The sequence below is a fragment of the Methylobacterium sp. J-030 genome (assembly GCF_022829545.1).
Taxonomy (GTDB): Bacteria; Pseudomonadota; Alphaproteobacteria; order Rhizobiales; family Beijerinckiaceae; genus Methylobacterium.
Map to the genome: position 1 here is coordinate 47,229 of NZ_JAKSYM010000402.1, position 15,522 is coordinate 62,750.

The window sequence follows — 15,522 nt, forward strand, 5'->3', positions numbered from 1 at the left end:
CCCGCTCATCGACTTCGTCCATCCCCTCCGGGCGTCTGCGACGCCCCCATCTCGGAGACGAACCATGCGCATCGCCTTCAGCGCGGCCCTGCTGCTGGCCGGCCTCTCGGCCGCCGCTGCCGACACCGCCAAGGATCCTTCCGGCACTTGGTTGACCGGAGATGGCCGCGCCAAGATCCGGATCGATCGGTGCGGCCCCGGCCAGAAGCTCGTCTGCGGCAAGGTCGTATGGCTCAAGGTTCCGACCACCGACTCCGGCACGCCGCGTACGGATCTCAAGAATCCCGATCCGAAGAAGCGCAGCCGCCCCGTTATGGGCCTTCAACTGATCGACGGCCTGAAGCCCGATGAGGAAAAATACACGGGCGAGATCTACAATATCGAGGAAGGCAAGATCTACACGGTCAGCCTCGAGCGGGAGAACGAGGCCGAACTCAGCGTCTCCGGCTGCATGCTCCGGGTCCTGTGCGGCTCCCAGACCTGGACGCGGGTACCGGACGTGAACCAGCAAGCCGCCAACAGGAACTGACCTTTGGCGCATCGGACCGGCGACCGGACCGATGCGCCCCTCAGATCGCCGCGAGGCCGCGCTGGACCGCCGACCGCGCCAGGACGGATTCGAGCCAGCGCGCGACGTTCGGAAGGGTGCCGATCTCGACGCCCTGCTTGAAGTTGAGCTTGGCCCAGGTGAGCGTCGCGATGTCGGCGATCGAGTAATCGTCGGCGAGGAAGGCTCGGCCTTCGAGATGCCGCTCGAGAACTCCGTAGAGCCGCTTGGCCTCGGCGGTGAACCGCTCGATCGCGTAGGGCACCTTCTCGGGCGCGTAGATCTTGAAATGGTGGGTCTGGCCGAGCATCGGCCCGAAGCCGGCCACCTGCCAGAACAGCCACTGGTCCACAAGGACGCGGGCACGCTCGTCCGCCGGGTAGAACTGGCCGGTCTTGCGCCCGAGATATTGCAGGATCGCACCCGATTCGAACACCGATATCGGATCTCCGCCCGGCCCGTCAGGGTCGATGATGGCCGGGATCTTGTTGTTGGGTGAGATCGCGAGGAAATCCGGCGCGAATTGCTCGTTCTTGGCGATGTCGACGGGCACGATTCTGTAGGGGAGCCCGCACTCCTCCAGCATGATGGGAATCTTCCAGCCGTTCGGCGTGCTCCAGGTATGGACGTCGATCGGCCGCCCGGATACCGCTGCCATGCTCTGCCTGCTCCTCGACCGAACCGCCGGCGGCACAGCGCCCCTTCGCCGGGTTCGGACAATTCCGGCAGTGAAGACGATTTCCCGGTCGCGCTCAAGGGCTCGGGGGCGAGAGCCGCACGCGGCTCACGATCGCGGGATGGTCCGCACTCCCTGTTGGCAGCTTCCGGCTCGCCCTTGCCGAGGTCGTGTGGAAGCGGCGAGATTGGCGTCCGGGGGCGTCACCGAGACGCCGTGGGGACTGAGACGATGATCAGCCGATTCGTGAAGATCGCAAGTCTGGCCGTGCCGCTGCTCGCCGCGCAGCCGCTGCTCGCGAAGGACGCGCCCGCGAAGCCGCCCGCCGCCACCGAAGCGCCGGCCACGGCACCGAGCACCCCCACAGCGAAGGAACCGACTTCCGGCCAGACCGCCGCGCGCACCCGGCAAAAGACCTGTGGCGCCGAGTGGCGCGCGCTCACCGACACGCAGAAGGCCGCGCAGGGACCGAAATGGCCCCAGTACTGGAGCAAGTGCAACAAGCGCCTCAAAGGCGGTGACAAGGCCTGAGAGCTTCGCGAACTGCGAGACGTCTCATTCGTTCCCTTCGCCGGAGCTTTGGATCGTGGGGCTACGCGACATGACGGATCGATGGCGGCCCCAGCCGATGTCCAAGGGACGGCCCGGCCAGTCGCGGCATGGCTGAGGTCTCGGCTTCCGGCACGGGTCCGAAGTCGGATGCGTTCATCGATCGCCTGATCGCGGTCCTCGACGCCTGGGTGCCGAAGCCGGCCGCCTGGGCCTTCGCGTCGCGCATCTGGATCGCCATGATGCTGGCACTGGCGGCGGCCTTCTGGCTGCAGCTCGACAGCGCGTCTTCGGCCGCCACATGCGTGGCGATCCTCGCCCAGCCGAAGCGGGGGCAGGCCATTTCCAAGGCGGTGTATCGCCTGCTCGGCACGCTGATCGGCGCCGTGGTGTCGATCGTCGTCGTCGCCCTGTTCGGGCAGGACAGGGTCCTGCTGTTCGTGAGCGTCGCGGTCTGGCTCGGCCTGTGCGTGTTCGTGGCGCAGTACCTCCAGGATACCCGCGCCTACGGCGCGATGCTGTCGGGTTACACGGTGGCCATCATCGCCCTCGGACAGATCAGCGACCCCCAGGGCGTGTTCGACGCGGCCGTCTCCCGCGTGGCCGTGATCGTGCTCGGGATCGTGGCGATCACCTTCATCAACGACGCCCTCGCCTCCCCGAGCACGTGGCGGGCGCTGCTGCCGCAGCTTCGAAAGGCCTGGGATGGGACGCGCGCCTATGCCCACGAGTCCCTGGCCCAGGGCGATCTCGGCGCCGCGCGCACCGCCGCCCTGATCCGGACGATCGCGCCGATGCGGGCCGATGCCAGCGCCATCGCGGGCGAGCTCGACGACGGTCCCGCTCGCGCTGCGGGCGCGCGCAGTTGCATCGCGGCCCTCTACGTGATGGCGGCCTCGATCCGGACGGTGGCCGCCGCAGCCGCCTGCCTGCGCGATCCGAGCCCCGCGGTCGCCGAGGCGATGGCGATCTGCCGCCGTGTCGCCGACGCGCCCGATCCCGACAGCCTGGACCGGGACGACGAGCGCATGCGCGATCTGGTGGACGCCGCGATCCGTGATGGCCGAAGGCCGCTCGACGAGGTGGTGGTGCTCCAGCGCGCCCTCGATTTCGTCTGCGCGGCGACCTTCGCGCAGGATGGAATCAGGGCGGTGGCGGACGGCCATGAACCCCTGCGCGATGCCCGCCTGCCGACCCATCGCGATTTTCCGGTCGCCCTGCGCGGTGCCCTCCGGGTCGCCGTGGGTTTCGCCGCCACGGCCGCCACCTTCGTGGCGCTCGGTCTGCCGCAGGCCTCTTTCGCACTCGTCCAGGTGGCGGCGACCGCGGCCCTGTCTTCGGTGACGCCCGATCCGAAGAAATTCGCCAACGGCGTCGTGATCGGCATGATCCTCGCCGCGACCTTCGCCGGCGTCGCGCGCTTCGCCTTCCTCAACGGCGTCCAGGGGTTCCCGATGCTCGCCATGGTGATGGCGCCCGTGATCTTCCTCGGCTGTTTCCTGTCGCTGAACCCGAAGACTTTTGGCATCGGCTTCATCCTGATCGTGTTCTTTCCAGTGCTGCTCGGCCCCTCGAACCCACAGACCTACGACGCGCAGACCTTCCTGCTGAACGCGTTCCTGGTCGTGGTTGCCGCCATCATCCTGTCGATCGTCGTCCGCCTCGTGATCCCGGTAACGCCGGCCCAGCAGCGCGTGTTCGCCCTCGATTCCGCCCGACGGGCGCTGGCGGATGCCCTCGTCGGAGAGGGCGGCGATGCCACGACGCGCACGAGCCTGAACGCGGACCGCCTCTCTCAGTTCGCCGGTTACAGCTCGGGGAGCGGCGCGGTGCGGCGGGCAAGCCTCTCGCATGCCTTCGCGCTGGCCCGGCTGGAGGCGGCGGCGGCGCGCTCCCATGCGGAACTGCGCCGTCTCTGGTCGGTGACGGCGTTGCAGGATGCGATCCGACGCGCGCGGAGCGGACTCGCGGCGGCCGACGATCGGACCCTCGAAACGGCGGCCCGCGACCTGATCCGCGCCGCGTCCGGGCAGGGACGGAGCGTCCGCCTGACGACGGCGCGCGCCGCCAGCGACCTCATCACGGCAGCCCGGACGGTCGCCCGATACCGGAAATTCCTCCATCGTCTCGGCATCGCGGTGTTCTAATTAATGGGCACAGAGGATTTTTCGGCACGGCCATGTACGAGGACATTCACATCGGCGGGGTGCTGATCTCTTCGTTCGTCGCCTACGCGTTGGCGGCGTTCGTCATCCTCCTCATGCTGCGCTGGGTCTTCGCCCGCATTCGCCTCAGCCGCTACGTTGCCAACGCCCCGCTCGCCGAGGCCGGCATCTACGTCTGTGTTCTCGCTCTCCTCATCGCGTTGCTCTGATGCCCGAAACGACCGCCGACGAGGACGATCCCAAGCCGGCGACCCGTCCGGACACGGCAGATCACCGCGATCTCCTGCCGGTCGTCCCGCGCCGGGGCCGGGCTGCGAAGGTGTTTCGTCTGATCGCCACGGGCCTTGTGCTGCTCGTCGCCTTCGTGGCCGCCGCCTACGTCTGGGAGTTCTACGTGGCCGCACCCTGGACGCGCGACGGGACAGTGCGGGTGCAGGTCGCCAACATCGCACCGCAGGTCGCCGGCCAGATCGTGGAAGTGCGGGTTCACGACAACCAGAACGTGCGCAAGGGCGATGTGCTCTACGTGATCGATCCCGTCGATTTCGAAGTCTCGCTCACCTTGGCCGATGCCGAAGTGAAGAACCGCGAGGCCGATCTGCAGGTCAAGAACGCCCAGTCGGCCCGGCGGCAGGCGCTGACCACGGTCTCGACTTCAGTCGAGGAGAAGCAGCAATATGCTGGTACGGCGAAGATCGCCGCGGCCGCTTTGGAGAGCGCTCAGGCGCAACTGCGCCAGGCCAAGGTCAATCTCGAACGCACGCAGGTGAAGTCCACCGTCAACGGTCGCGTCACCAACCTTCTGATGCGGGTCGGCGACTACGCGCGGACCGGGACCTCGAACATCAGCGTGCTCGATACCGATTCGTATTGGATCGACGGCTATTTTGAGGAAACCAAGATGCCCAACATCCATGTTGGGGATCGCGCCGACGTGAAGCTGATGGGCTTCGATCCCCGCCTCACCGGAACCGTCGAAAGCATCACCCTCGGCATCTCGACGGCGAACGCAGCGGCCAGCACGCAGGGCCTGCCGGACGTCAACCCGGTCTATACCTGGGTGCGGCTGGCGCAGCGTGTCCCCGTCCGGATCCGGATCAATCGTGTTCCGCCGGAGATCCCGCTGATCGCCGGCATGACCGCGACCGTGGTGGTCAATGGCGGCCGCGCGCCGGCCCCGACCTGGTTCATGGACCTGCGCGACCGCGTCTCCGCCCTGATGCAGGCGCCCACCGTGGAGGCGGACCGGCGCTGACGCTATGCCGGATGTGACTTCGAACCGTTTCGTCGTGGCGTCTCCGCAGAAGCGACAGCCCGGCAGTTGCCCAGCATCCGGATCACAGCCGCCACGGCCGTTCTGCTGGCCGAGCGCCTGAAGGTGGCGATATTTGCTTTCGAGTTCTGGAACCTGTCGGCTGTCTCGACCGAGTCGGCCGACACCTTCGCAAGCTCTGTGCGGACGTGGCGATCACCGGTCAGGTCCGGAAGGTCTCGACCGCGATCCTCGACTTGAACCCTCGCCATGAAGCCGCTCTCCGGCCGAGCCGCCGCGCAGGCCGACGGCGTCGACCTGCGCGGCGACACGGACGAGTCCTTCGACCGGGGCAACCGCTTTCCGGTCGGGAACGATGTGGAAGCCGACAAATCATTGGGGCGTGACTGACGTTTCCGCACCGCCGCACGATCGATCCAAGTCGTTGCGCTGGCTCACCTTGCATTGCGTCGGGGACCCGGCATCGTCGAAAAAGCATTCCGCTGGCAAATTTGCGGTTGACCTGTCGGAATGACGGGCGCAGTCTCACAGTGTGCTTCGCGAATGCAGGCACAGATCGGCCGGAAACCTTGACGCGATCGGGCTTCGCAACGGTTACGATCGGCTGAAGCTGGAGGAGACAGGGATGACTCCACCGCAGCGAAACGCCGCCTAGACGGTTCCGGGACCAGTCCGGCCCGAGATTCAGCGGCACCACACGGACAGCCGGACGGAAGCGGCTCCAGGGGCGCAGAAGCGGCCGACACGGCACGCCTTCGAATGCGCGAAAGGCCCCGACTTGAGCCGTTCCGCCGCGGTTTCTTGTTTGAGGATTTGAATGCTCTCACCTGCCCGGCATGGCCGCGACGGGATTTCGTCGTGGCAGAAGGTTAGGAACGCTGCGCGTTGTCCCCCCAACGCGCGGGACCCGCGATCCAACCCGCACCCTCATCCTGAGGTGCCCGCGTCAGCGGGCTTCGAAGGAGGGATCCAGGGATCGCGAGACTTCTGGAGGGTCCTTCGAGGCCTACGCTCCGCTTCGGCACCTCAGGATGAGGGCACGGATGGGAAGACCGTCCGTGCTGAAACCGCTCACGCGATTCCGAGCTTGGCCTTCAGCAGCGCGTTCACCGCCGCCGGATTCGCCTTCCCGCCGGTCGCCTTCATGGTCTGACCGACGAACCAGCCGAGCAGCGTCGGCTTCTCCCGGGCCTGGGCGACCTTGTCGGGGTTGGCGGCGATGATCTGATCGATGGCCGCCTCGATGGCGCCGGTATCGGTCACCTGCTTCATGCCGCGGCTCTCGACCAGGGCGCGCGGATCGCCGCCCTCGGTCCAGACGATCTCGAACAGGTCCTTGGCGATCTTGCCCGAGATCACGCCCTCGCCGATCAGGTCGACGATGGCGCCGAGCTGGGCGGCCGAGACCGGGCTCACCTCGATCGACAGGCCCTCCTTGTTCAGGCGGCCGAACAGCTCGTTGATGACCCAGTTGGCCGCGGCCTTGCCGTCCCGGCCCTTGGCGACCGCCTCGTAGTAGTCGGCCGAGGCTCGCTCGGCGACGAGCACGCCGGCATCGTAGGGCGAGAGCCCGTAATTCGCCACGAACCGCGCCTTCTTGGCGTCCGGCAGCTCCGGCAGGCCCGCCGCGAGCGTATCGACAAAGGCCTGATCGAACTCGAGCGGCAGCAGGTCCGGATCGGGGAAGTAGCGGTAATCGTGCGCCTCCTCCTTGGAGCGCATCGAGCGCGTCTCGCCCTTGGCCGGGTCGAACAGGCGGGTTTCCTGATCGATCGTGCCGCCATCTTCGAGGATCGCGATCTGGCGGCGCGCCTCGGTCTCGATCGCCTGCCCGATGAAGCGGATCGAATTGACGTTCTTGATCTCGCAGCGGGTGCCGAGCGGCTCGCCGGGGCGGCGCACCGAGACGTTCACGTCGGCGCGCAGCGAGCCCTTCTCCATGTCGCCGTCGCAGGTGCCGAGATAGCGCAAAATCGTGCGCAGCTTGGTGACGTAGGCCTTCGCCTCCTCCGACGAGCGCAGGTCCGGCCGGGAGACGATCTCCATCAGCGCCACGCCCGAGCGGTTGAGATCGACGAAGCTGCGGGTCGGGTCCTGATCGTGCAGAGACTTGCCGGCATCCTGCTCCAGGTGCAGCCGCTCGATGCCCACCGTGATCGATGAGCCGTCAGCCATGTCGACCAGCACCTCGCCCTCGCCGACGATCGGGTCCTTGTACTGGGAGATCTGGTAACCCTGCGGCAGATCCGGATAGAAGTAGTTCTTCCGGTCGAACACCGAGCGCAGGTTGATCCGGGCCTTGAGGCCTAGTCCAGTCCGCACCGCCTGGGCGACGCATTCTTCGTTGATCACCGGCAGCATGCCCGGCATCGCCGCATCGACCAGCGAGACGTGGTCGTTCGGCTCGGCGCCGAACTCGGTGGAGGCGCCGGAGAACAGCTTGGCCTGACTCGAGACCTGGGCGTGAATCTCCATGCCGACGATCACCTCCCAATCGTGGAGGCCGCCCTTGATCAGCTTCTTGGGGTCGACGGGTGCGTTCATGGTCGTTGGGTCGAGAGAGGAGCGTGGCGGCGGTATCCTCCCACCCGCGACCTCATCCTGAGGTGCTGCGCAGCAGCCTCGAAGGAGGGCTCCAGGGATCGCGCGGCTGGCTGGAGGCCTCCTTCGAGGCCTCCGCTGCGCTCCGGCACCTCAGGATGAGGTCGCGAAGGGGATCAAGGTCGTGCGGTCACTTACGGGCCGCGGCGCGAAAAGATCAAGCGCGGCGTCCGACGGCGCGTCGCGCGCCGTAGCCGACGATCGCCCAGAGCAGAGCCGCGACGGCTCGCACCGGGAAGAAGGTCGGCCCATCATGGGTGACCGGCGCCGGCCAGGGGATGCCGGCGGCGCTCACCGCGTAGGAGAACAGCACCGAAAAGCCGAGCGCCGCGATCGCCGCGATGAACACCTTGCCGAACTGGCTCGCGGTCCAGCCGAGATAGACCGCCACCACGATCAGCGCCGGATCGAACCCGGCCCAGATCCAGACCGTCCAGGGATAGTAGGGGACGGTCATGCCCACCACGGCTCGGGCAGGTTGGTCCGCCCGGCCGAATCCTCGATCACCTGGGCCACCGCGAACAGCGTCTCCTCGTCGAAGGGCCGGCCAATCAGCTGGAGCCCCAGCGGCAGCCCCTGCCCGTCGAGCCCCGCCGGCACCGCGATGCCCGGGAGCCCCGCCATGTTCACCGTCACGGTGAACACGTCGTTGAGGTACATCTCCACTGGGTCGGCGGAGGCCTTCTCGCCGATGCCGAAAGCGGCCGACGGGGTGGCGGGGGTGAGGATCGCGTCGACACCGTCCGCGTAGGCGGCCTCGAAGTCGCGCTTGATCAGCGTGCGGATCTTCTGCGCCCGGACGTAATAGGCATCGTAGTAGCCCGCCGAGAGCACGTAGGTGCCGATCATGATCCGGCGCTTCACCTCGCGGCCGAAGCCGGCGGCGCGGGTATTCTCGTACATCCCGGCGATGTCCTTGCCGGGCATCCGCAGGCCGTAGCGGACGCCGTCGTAGCGGGCGAGGTTCGAGGAAGCCTCGGCCGGCGCCACGATGTAGTAGGCCGGCAGCGCGTAGGACGTGTGCGGCAGCGAGATTTCCTTGAGGGTCGCGCCGGCCGCCTTCAGCCACGCGGCGCCCGCGTCCCAGAGCTTCTGGATGTCGGCCGGCATGCCGTCGACCCGGTACTCCTTCGGGATGCCGATGGTCAGCCCCTTCACGCCGCGGGTCACAGCCGCCTCGAAATCGGGTACGGCGAGATCGGCGCAAGTGGTGTCGCGGGCATCCGCCCCGGCCATGGAGCCGAGCAGGATCGCGCAGTCGCGCACCGTGCGCGCGATCGGGCCAGCCTGGTCGAGGGAGGAGGCGAACGCCACCGTGCCCCAGCGCGAGCAGCGCCCGTAGGTCGGCTTGATCCCGACCGTGCCGGTGAAAGCGGCGGGCTGGCGGATCGAGCCGCCGGTGTCGGTGGCGGTGGCGCCGAGGCAGAGCCGTGCGGCGACCGCGGCGGCCGAGCCGCCGGAGGACCCGCCGGGCACGAGTCGCGCATCCGAGCCAGTGCGCCGCCAGGGCGAGACGACGTTGCCATAGGCGCTGGTCTCGTTCGAGGAGCCCATGGCGAATTCGTCGAGATTCAGTTTGCCGAGCATCACCGCGCCGTCGCGCCACAGGTTGGCCGAGACCGCCGATTCGTAGTGAGGCTCGAACGTCTCCAGGATCTTGGAGCCCGCCGTCGTGGTGACACCCTCGGTGCAGAACAGATCCTTGATGCCGAGCGGGATGCCCTCGAGCGGACGCGCCGCGCCGGCGGCGATCTTTGCGTCGGCGGCATCCGCCATCGCGAGGGCGCGGTCGGGCGTCTCCCGGAGGAACGCGTTCAGGAAGCGGGCCTTCTCGATCGCGTCGAGATGCGCCTGCGTCAGCTCGCGGGCCGAGAGCCGCTTCGCCTTGAGGGCGTCGCGCGCCTCGGCCAGGGTGAGTTCGTTCGGAGTCACGCTGTTCCCGTCCCCACGCGCCGCAGCGCGCCCGCTACACATCCGGTCCGCACGATTCGCGCCGAAACCGGCCTACTCGACCACCTTCGGAACCAGGAAGTAATTGTCCTCGGTCTCGGGCGCGTTGGCCACCACGTCGGCGGCGCGGCCGCCCTCGGTGACCACGTCCGCGCGCTTCTTCATCGCCATCGGCGTCACGGAGGTCATGGGCTCGACGCCGGACACGTCGACGGTGCCGAGCTGCTCCACGAAGGCCAGGATCGCGTTCAGCTCGCCCTGCAGCGGCCCGACCTCGTCGTTGGTGACTGCGATGCGCGCCAGATGCGCGATGCGCCGAACCGTCTTCTCGTCGACCGACATGCCGTCCCGTTCGTCCCTGTCCGGGAGCAGCCCCCCGGGATCGGCCGGGCTATAGCACCGGGTTCCGACGCGCCGCAACGCGCGGCGCGGTCCGTCCCGGATTCAGGTCACGACGTGATGCGGCGTCACCGACATCTCGATAATGATGCCGGGCCGGCGAACCGGTTGCATCACGGCCTGGGTAAACCCCAGAACCAGGATCTCGAAGGCGAGCAGAAGCATCAGGCGATGCCTGCGCGGCATGGGGGCCGCGGAACGGGTGGGCTGGCCGGTGGTCGACAAGGCGGGGACCCGAACGGTGGTTTAACGAAGCTTTAACCTACCTAAACGGGAACGGCGCCGCGTCCATCCGGGGCGATCTACGGAGGGCCGCAAGCCTGTGGATGAGAGAGCGGAATCGATGTGGGAGCGGATCTTCACCAGCCTGTCCCCGGGCTTCGCGTCGGATGAGGCGGGGCTCGACGGCGCCGCTGCGGAACTCGGCTTCGCGCTGCCCGAATCCTACCGCAGCTTCTGTCGAACCTGCGGCGTCGGGCTGGCCGGAGAGCAGTTCAGGATCGCGGTTCCGGGCCCCTACCCGGCGAGCGATCTCATCACGCAGGCGGGGGTCATCGCACACAGTGTCGGGTCCGCCATCGGGATGCTGGAGGACGGGGCCGAACCGCACCGGTTCGACGTCGAAGGCGGCGACCCGGGCGTGGTCGAGCGTGCCTGCTTCTTCGGACGCGGCGACGATGGCGGCCTGCTATTCTGGGACGTGACCGGCGGCGGCCCGGAATACGACATCTGGCTGCTCGCCCCCGATCTGGAGACGATCCGGTTCGGCGGCGAGAGCCTCACCGACTTCTTCGCGCGGGTCACCGGCCCCGCCGCCGCCCTCGTGCTCGGGCCGGGTTTCGAGCCCCTGCCCGCGCGGTTCGCGGGCGTCACGGAGGCCATCCTGATGCGCAGTATGCAGGCTGACTCATGAACCACGACGCGTTTCGCGCTTTTGCAGCCGCCTCACGCGGCGGGGCGCGGCTGATCGGCATCGATCTCGGCACCAAGACGATCGGCCTCGCCCTGTCGGATCTGGGCCGCCAGATCGCGACGCCGCTGGAGACGATCCGCCGGGTGAAGTTCACGCCGGACGCGCAGCGCCTCGCCGCCCTGTGCCGGCAGCACGCGGTCGGCGGCCTCGTGGTCGGCCTGCCACTCAACATGGACGGCAGCGAGGGGCCGCGGGTACAATCGACCCGCGCCTTCATGCGCAACCTCGCGCCGATCCTGCCCCTGCCCCACGTGTTCTTCGACGAGCGCCTGTCGACCGCGGTCGTGACCCGGGCGCTGATCGAGGCCGACGCCTCCCGGGCCCGGCGCGGCGAACTCGTGGACAAGCTCGCCGCCGCCTACATCCTCCAGGGTTGCCTGGACGTGATGCGCCACCTCGCCGACGAGGAGGAAGCCGACGCGGATCCGTTCAGCGGCTGAGCAGCGAGACCGCGCCGCTCCGGTGGCGCTCGATCCGCCCATCGAGTTCCAGTTCCAGCAGGACAGTCTGCACCACGCGGATGCCGACGCCGGCGGTGCGTGCGAGTTCGTCGGTGCCGACGGGGCTCGGCCCAAGCAGGGCGACGATGCGGGTGAGGTCGTCGGCCGGCTCCGGCGGATCGTCCGGGCGCTCGGCGAGACCGGGCATCGGCCGGTGGAACAGGCTTTGGCCCCCGGGCTCATCCGGATGCGGGGCGTCCAGGTCGATCTCGTCCCAGAAATCCGGCTGTTCCTTGAGGTCCAGCCGGTCCCGCGCCGGGGCCGCATCCGCGTCCGGGCCGCGCTCGATGATCGGGCCGAGCACGTCGAGGATGTGGGGCACGTCAGACACGAGCGTGGCGCCCTGACGGATCAGATCGTTGGTGCCCTCGGCCCTGGGATCCAACGGCGAGCCGGGGACCGCGAACACCTCTCGGTTCTGCTCCAGGGCGTAGCGCGCGGTGATCAGCGAGCCGGAGCGGCGCGCTGCCTCCACCACGACGGTGCCATACGACAGGCCGGAGATGATGCGGTTGCGCCGCGGGAAATCGCGCCCCCGCGGCACCCATCCGAAGGGCATCTCGGCGAGAACCGCCCCGCCCTCCCCCAGGATCGCCTCGACCAGCGCAGCGTGATTGTCCGGGTAGATCCGGTCCTGTCCGCCGGCCATCACCGCCACGGTGCCGGTCTGGAGACTGGCCTTGTGGGCGCGCGCGTCAATACCCCGGGCGAGGCCCGAAACCACCGTCAGGCCCGCCTCGCCGAGGCCCCGGGCCAGCCGCTCCGTGAAGGCGAGCCCGGCCGTCGAGGCGTTGCGCGAGCCGACGAGGGCCACCGCCGGACGATTCAGGATCGGAGCGCCCCGGAGCGCCAGGAGCGGCGGCGCCGCGTCGGTCTGCTGGAGGAGGCGCGGGTACTCCGCCTCGCCGATGGCGATCAGCCGGCCGCCGAGGCGCGCCAGGGCCGCGATCTCATCCTCGGCCTGCGCCCGGCTCGGCGGCTCCAGCCGCTTGCCCTGCCGTCGCGCCAGATCGGGCATGGCTTCCAGGGCGGCGGCCGCACCGCCGAAGCGGTTGATCAGCGTGCGGAAGCTGCGCGGGCCGACGCCCTCGGTGCGGATCAGGCGCAGCCAATCGAGACGCTGGGCATCGGTGAGCTGCATACGATCCCCCCAAGGACCGCGCATCCCATGCCTGCGCTCAGCCCTTCTGGCCGATGCGCCCCTCGGTGCCGGACGCGAGCCGGCGGATGTTGGGCGCATGCTTGCACCATAGCAGCACGCCCATCAGAAGGAACAGCACAGCTTGCGCCGGCGCGCCGAGGAGCCAGAGCGCCAGGGGCGTCGCCCCCGAGGCGACGAGCGCCGCCAGCGACGAGTATTTGAGCGTGAAGGCGAGGCCGAGCCAGATCAGCGCGAAGATCCCAAGCGCCGGCGGGGAGAAGGCGAGGAGCACGCCGATGAAGGTGGCCACGCCTTTGCCGCCCTTGAAGCCGAGCCAGACGGGGAAGCAATGACCGAGGAAGGCGCCCAGGCCGGCGGCCAGGGCCGGCCCCTCCCCCAGGTTCCGGGCCAGCAGGACTGCCGCGGTCCCCTTCAGCGCGTCGCCCAACAGCGTCGCGGCGGCGAGGCCCTTCCGGCCGGTCCGCAGCACGTTGGTGGCGCCGATATTGCCGGATCCGATCGCCCGCACGTCGCCGAGCCCGGCGAATCGCGTGAGGATCAGGCCGAACGGGATCGAGCCAAGGGCGTAGCCGAGGACGAGGCCGCCGAAGGTGGCCCAGGTCGCGAGGTCCGGGGGCATCACGCGGCCGCCGCCAGGTCGTCGGCCGCATGGACGACCGCGCCGCTGACCAGCGTCAGGACGGCGGCGCCCTGGAGGCGCGCCTCGTCGAAGGGCGAGTTCTTCGAGCGCGATTTCAGCCGGCGCTTGTCGAGCACATAGGGCAGATCAAGATCAATCAGCACCAGATCGGCCGGCGCGCCGACCGCGAGGCGGCCGGCCTCCCGTCCCAGGATCCGCGCGGGGTTCACCGTCAGCGCGGCGATGAGCTTCGGCAGCTCGAGATCCCCTGTGTGGACGAGCCGCAGGGCGGCGCCCAGCAGGGTCTCGACGCCGAGGGCGCCGTCCGCCGCCTCCGCGAAGGGCAGGCGCTTCGTCTCCACGTCCTGCGGGTTGTGATCGGACACGACCACGTCGATCACGCCCTCGCGCAGCGCCTGGACAACCGCCTGCCGGTCGGCCTCGTCGCGCAGGGGCGGCGAGAGCCGGCAGAAGGTGCGGTAGTGGCCGATGTCGTTCTCGTTCAGCACAAGGTTGTTGACCGACACGCCGCACGTCACCGGCAGCCCATCGTGCTTGGCCCGGCGGACGATCTCGACGGAATCCGCGCAGGAAATCATGGCGGCGTGGTAGCGGGCGCCGGTCAGCCGCACCAGGCGGATGTCGCGCTCCAACATCACGGTCTCGGCCTCGCGGGGGATGCCCATCAGACCCAGGCGCGTGGCAAGCTCGCCCTCGTTCATCACGCCCTCCGCGACGAGGTCGGCATCCTCGACATGCTGCATCACCAGCGCGTCGAAGTCCCGGGCGTAGGTCAGCGCGCGCCGCATCATTTGCGCGTTCCTGACGGCGTGGAGCCCGTCCGTGAAAGCCACGGCGCCGGCCTCCTTGAGAAGGCCGAATTCGGTCATCTCCTGTCCAGCGAGGCCCTTGGTGATGGCGGCGGCGGGCAGAATGGTGACACTCGCCGTGTCGCGCGCCCGGCGGAGCACGAAGTCGACGATGGCCGGCCCGTCGATCACCGGATTGGTGTCCGGCATGCAGACCAGGGTGGTCACGCCCCCCGCGGCGGCGGCCGCGCTCGCCGAGGCCAGGGTCTCGCGGTGCTCGGCCCCGGGTTCGCCCACGAAGGCGCGCATGTCGATGAGGCCGGGCGTCAGGACGCGGCCGGCACAGTCGATTCGTTTCGCGCCGTCCGGCGTGCCGGGGGCGGCACCGCCGACGATGTCGGCGATTCGGCCGTCCCGCACGAGGACCGCACCGGTGGTCTCGCGGCCGGTCGACGGGTCGAGGAGGCTGGCGTTGGATAGAAGATAGTCGCTCACAGGGGCGCCCTCGCGGAAGAGGCCGGGCCGTCGAGGCGCATGGCGAGGCCGGCCGCCGCCATATGGGCCTTGGCCTCGGCGACGCTCGCCTGCCCGAAATGGAAGATGGAAGCCGCCAGCACCGCGCTGGCCCCGCCCTCGGCCACGCCGGCCACGAGGTCGTCGAGGCCGCCGACCCCGCCGGAGGCGATCACCGGCACGGAGACGGCGTCGCTGATCGCCCGCGTCAGGGCGAGATCGTAGCCGGAGCGCGTGCCGTCCTTGTCCATGGAGGTGACGAGCAGTTCGCCCGCGCCCTTCTCGGCCACGAGCCGCGCGAAAGCCACGGCGTCGATCCCCGTCGGGTCACGGCCGCCATGCGTGAAAATCTCCCAGGCGGCGGGCGCACCGGGCGAAGAGACGCGCTTGGCGTCGATCGCCACCACGATGCACTGGGCACCGAACTTTTCCGCGGCGCGGGCGACGAGGTCTGGGTCCTTCACGGCCGCGGTGTTGATCGCGACCTTGTCGGCCCCGGCGAGCAGCAGCGCGCGGACGTCCTCGACGGCGCGCACGCCGCCGCCGACGGTGAGTGGCATGAAGCAGGCCTCGGCGGTCCGGCTGACGATGTCGAGCAGCGTGCCCCTTGCCTCGCGGCTCGCGGTGATGTCGAGGAAGCAGAGCTCGTCGGCGCCGGCCGCGTCGTAGACCTTGGCGGCCTCGACGGGGTCGCCGGCATCGCGCAGGCCCTCGAAGCGCACGCCTTTCACGACGCGCCCGTCCTTCACGTCGAGGCAGGGGATGATGCGGGTCTTGAGCACGGGC

General features: G+C 69.1%; 18 protein-coding genes. 8 read left to right on the forward strand and 10 right to left on the reverse strand.

Annotated features, from left to right (window positions below):
- The first annotated feature begins 64 nt into the window (after nt 1-64).
- A complete protein-coding gene (locus MKK75_RS32630; protein ID WP_244046621.1) occupies nt 65-529 on the forward strand; it encodes a DUF2147 domain-containing protein in 465 nt (154 codons plus the stop codon).
- Nucleotides 530-569: 40 nt separating this feature from the next.
- Here the strand turns inward: MKK75_RS32630 and MKK75_RS32635 are convergent, their stop codons facing one another.
- Nucleotides 570-1,205 (reverse strand): glutathione S-transferase N-terminal domain-containing protein, encoded by a 636-nt coding sequence (locus MKK75_RS32635; protein ID WP_244046622.1) that lies wholly within the window; start codon nt 1,203-1,205, stop codon nt 570-572.
- A gap of 249 nt (nt 1,206-1,454) precedes the next feature.
- On the opposite strand from MKK75_RS32635, the gene MKK75_RS32640 reads away from it, so the two are divergent.
- The 5 genes from MKK75_RS32640 to MKK75_RS32660 all read left to right on the forward strand — a co-directional run bounded on the left by MKK75_RS32640 (nt 1,455) and on the right by MKK75_RS32660 (nt 5,600).
- On the forward strand, nt 1,455-1,754 hold the full coding sequence (locus MKK75_RS32640) for a hypothetical protein (RefSeq protein WP_244046623.1): 300 nt from the start codon (nt 1,455-1,457) through the stop codon (nt 1,752-1,754).
- Between the two features lie 128 nt (nt 1,755-1,882).
- Nucleotides 1,883-3,919: an FUSC family protein gene (locus MKK75_RS32645; RefSeq protein WP_244046624.1), complete on the forward strand. Its 2,037-nt coding sequence runs from the start codon at nt 1,883-1,885 to the stop codon at nt 3,917-3,919.
- Between the two features lie 32 nt (nt 3,920-3,951).
- Nucleotides 3,952-4,146, forward strand: coding sequence for a DUF1656 domain-containing protein (locus MKK75_RS32650; protein ID WP_244046625.1), 195 nt, complete (start codon nt 3,952-3,954; stop codon nt 4,144-4,146).
- The gene (locus tag MKK75_RS32655; RefSeq protein ID WP_244046626.1) at nt 4,146-5,192 is read left to right on the forward strand and encodes an HlyD family secretion protein; all 1,047 of its coding nucleotides are present in this window, start codon (nt 4,146-4,148) and stop codon (nt 5,190-5,192) included. The genes MKK75_RS32650 and MKK75_RS32655 overlap by 1 nt, the downstream gene beginning before the upstream one ends.
- A gap of 267 nt (nt 5,193-5,459) precedes the next feature.
- Nucleotides 5,460-5,600, forward strand: coding sequence for a hypothetical protein (locus MKK75_RS32660; protein WP_244046627.1), 141 nt, complete (start codon nt 5,460-5,462; stop codon nt 5,598-5,600).
- 681 nt (nt 5,601-6,281) lie between these two features.
- On the opposite strand, the gene gatB is transcribed toward MKK75_RS32660, so the two are convergent.
- The 5 genes from gatB to MKK75_RS32685 all read right to left on the reverse strand — a co-directional run bounded on the left by gatB (nt 6,282) and on the right by MKK75_RS32685 (nt 10,385).
- Entirely contained in the window at nt 6,282-7,754 is a 1,473-nt protein-coding gene (gene gatB / locus MKK75_RS32665; protein ID WP_244046628.1) for an Asp-tRNA(Asn)/Glu-tRNA(Gln) amidotransferase subunit GatB, read from the reverse strand.
- Nucleotides 7,755-7,968: 214 nt separating this feature from the next.
- Entirely contained in the window at nt 7,969-8,268 is a 300-nt protein-coding gene (locus tag MKK75_RS32670) for a hypothetical protein (protein WP_244046629.1), read from the reverse strand.
- Nucleotides 8,265-9,743, reverse strand: a complete 1,479-nt coding sequence (gatA, locus tag MKK75_RS32675; RefSeq protein WP_244046630.1) for an Asp-tRNA(Asn)/Glu-tRNA(Gln) amidotransferase subunit GatA — start codon at nt 9,741-9,743, stop codon at nt 8,265-8,267. The genes MKK75_RS32670 and gatA overlap by 4 nt, the downstream gene beginning before the upstream one ends.
- Nucleotides 9,744-9,815: 72 nt before the next feature.
- Entirely contained in the window at nt 9,816-10,103 is a 288-nt protein-coding gene (gene gatC, locus MKK75_RS32680) for an Asp-tRNA(Asn)/Glu-tRNA(Gln) amidotransferase subunit GatC (protein WP_244046631.1), read from the reverse strand.
- A 102-nt stretch (nt 10,104-10,205) separates the two neighbouring features.
- On the reverse strand, nt 10,206-10,385 hold the full coding sequence (locus tag MKK75_RS32685; protein WP_244046632.1) for a hypothetical protein: 180 nt from the start codon (nt 10,383-10,385) through the stop codon (nt 10,206-10,208).
- A 118-nt stretch (nt 10,386-10,503) separates the two neighbouring features.
- Here MKK75_RS32685 and MKK75_RS32690 point away from each other — a divergent pair, with 118 nt between their 5' ends.
- Together MKK75_RS32690 and ruvX are read left to right on the forward strand one after the other, a co-directional pair.
- Nucleotides 10,504-11,073 (forward strand): SMI1/KNR4 family protein, encoded by a 570-nt coding sequence (locus MKK75_RS32690; protein WP_244046859.1) that lies wholly within the window; start codon nt 10,504-10,506, stop codon nt 11,071-11,073.
- Nucleotides 11,070-11,573, forward strand: coding sequence for a Holliday junction resolvase RuvX (gene ruvX / locus MKK75_RS32695; RefSeq protein ID WP_244046633.1), 504 nt, complete (start codon nt 11,070-11,072; stop codon nt 11,571-11,573). The genes MKK75_RS32690 and ruvX overlap by 4 nt, the downstream gene beginning before the upstream one ends.
- On the opposite strand, the gene dprA is transcribed toward ruvX, so the two are convergent.
- Genes dprA through hisF form a run of 4 tightly spaced genes read right to left on the reverse strand, consistent with a single transcriptional unit; the run spans nt 11,563 to nt 15,518 of the window.
- On the reverse strand, nt 11,563-12,774 hold the full coding sequence (gene dprA / locus MKK75_RS32700) for a DNA-processing protein DprA (RefSeq protein ID WP_244046634.1): 1,212 nt from the start codon (nt 12,772-12,774) through the stop codon (nt 11,563-11,565). The two genes, ruvX and dprA, sit on opposite strands and share 11 nt — an antisense overlap.
- 37 nt (nt 12,775-12,811) lie before the next feature.
- Complete coding sequence (gene plsY / locus MKK75_RS32705) at nt 12,812-13,414, reverse strand: glycerol-3-phosphate 1-O-acyltransferase PlsY (protein ID WP_244046635.1); 603 nt, start codon at nt 13,412-13,414, stop codon at nt 12,812-12,814.
- Nucleotides 13,414-14,718 (reverse strand): dihydroorotase, encoded by a 1,305-nt coding sequence (locus MKK75_RS32710; protein ID WP_244046636.1) that lies wholly within the window; start codon nt 14,716-14,718, stop codon nt 13,414-13,416. The genes plsY and MKK75_RS32710 overlap by 1 nt, the downstream gene beginning before the upstream one ends.
- Nucleotides 14,715-15,518 (reverse strand): imidazole glycerol phosphate synthase subunit HisF, encoded by an 804-nt coding sequence (gene hisF / locus MKK75_RS32715; protein WP_244046637.1) that lies wholly within the window; start codon nt 15,516-15,518, stop codon nt 14,715-14,717. The genes MKK75_RS32710 and hisF overlap by 4 nt, the downstream gene beginning before the upstream one ends.
- Nucleotides 15,519-15,522: the final 4 nt, after the last annotated feature.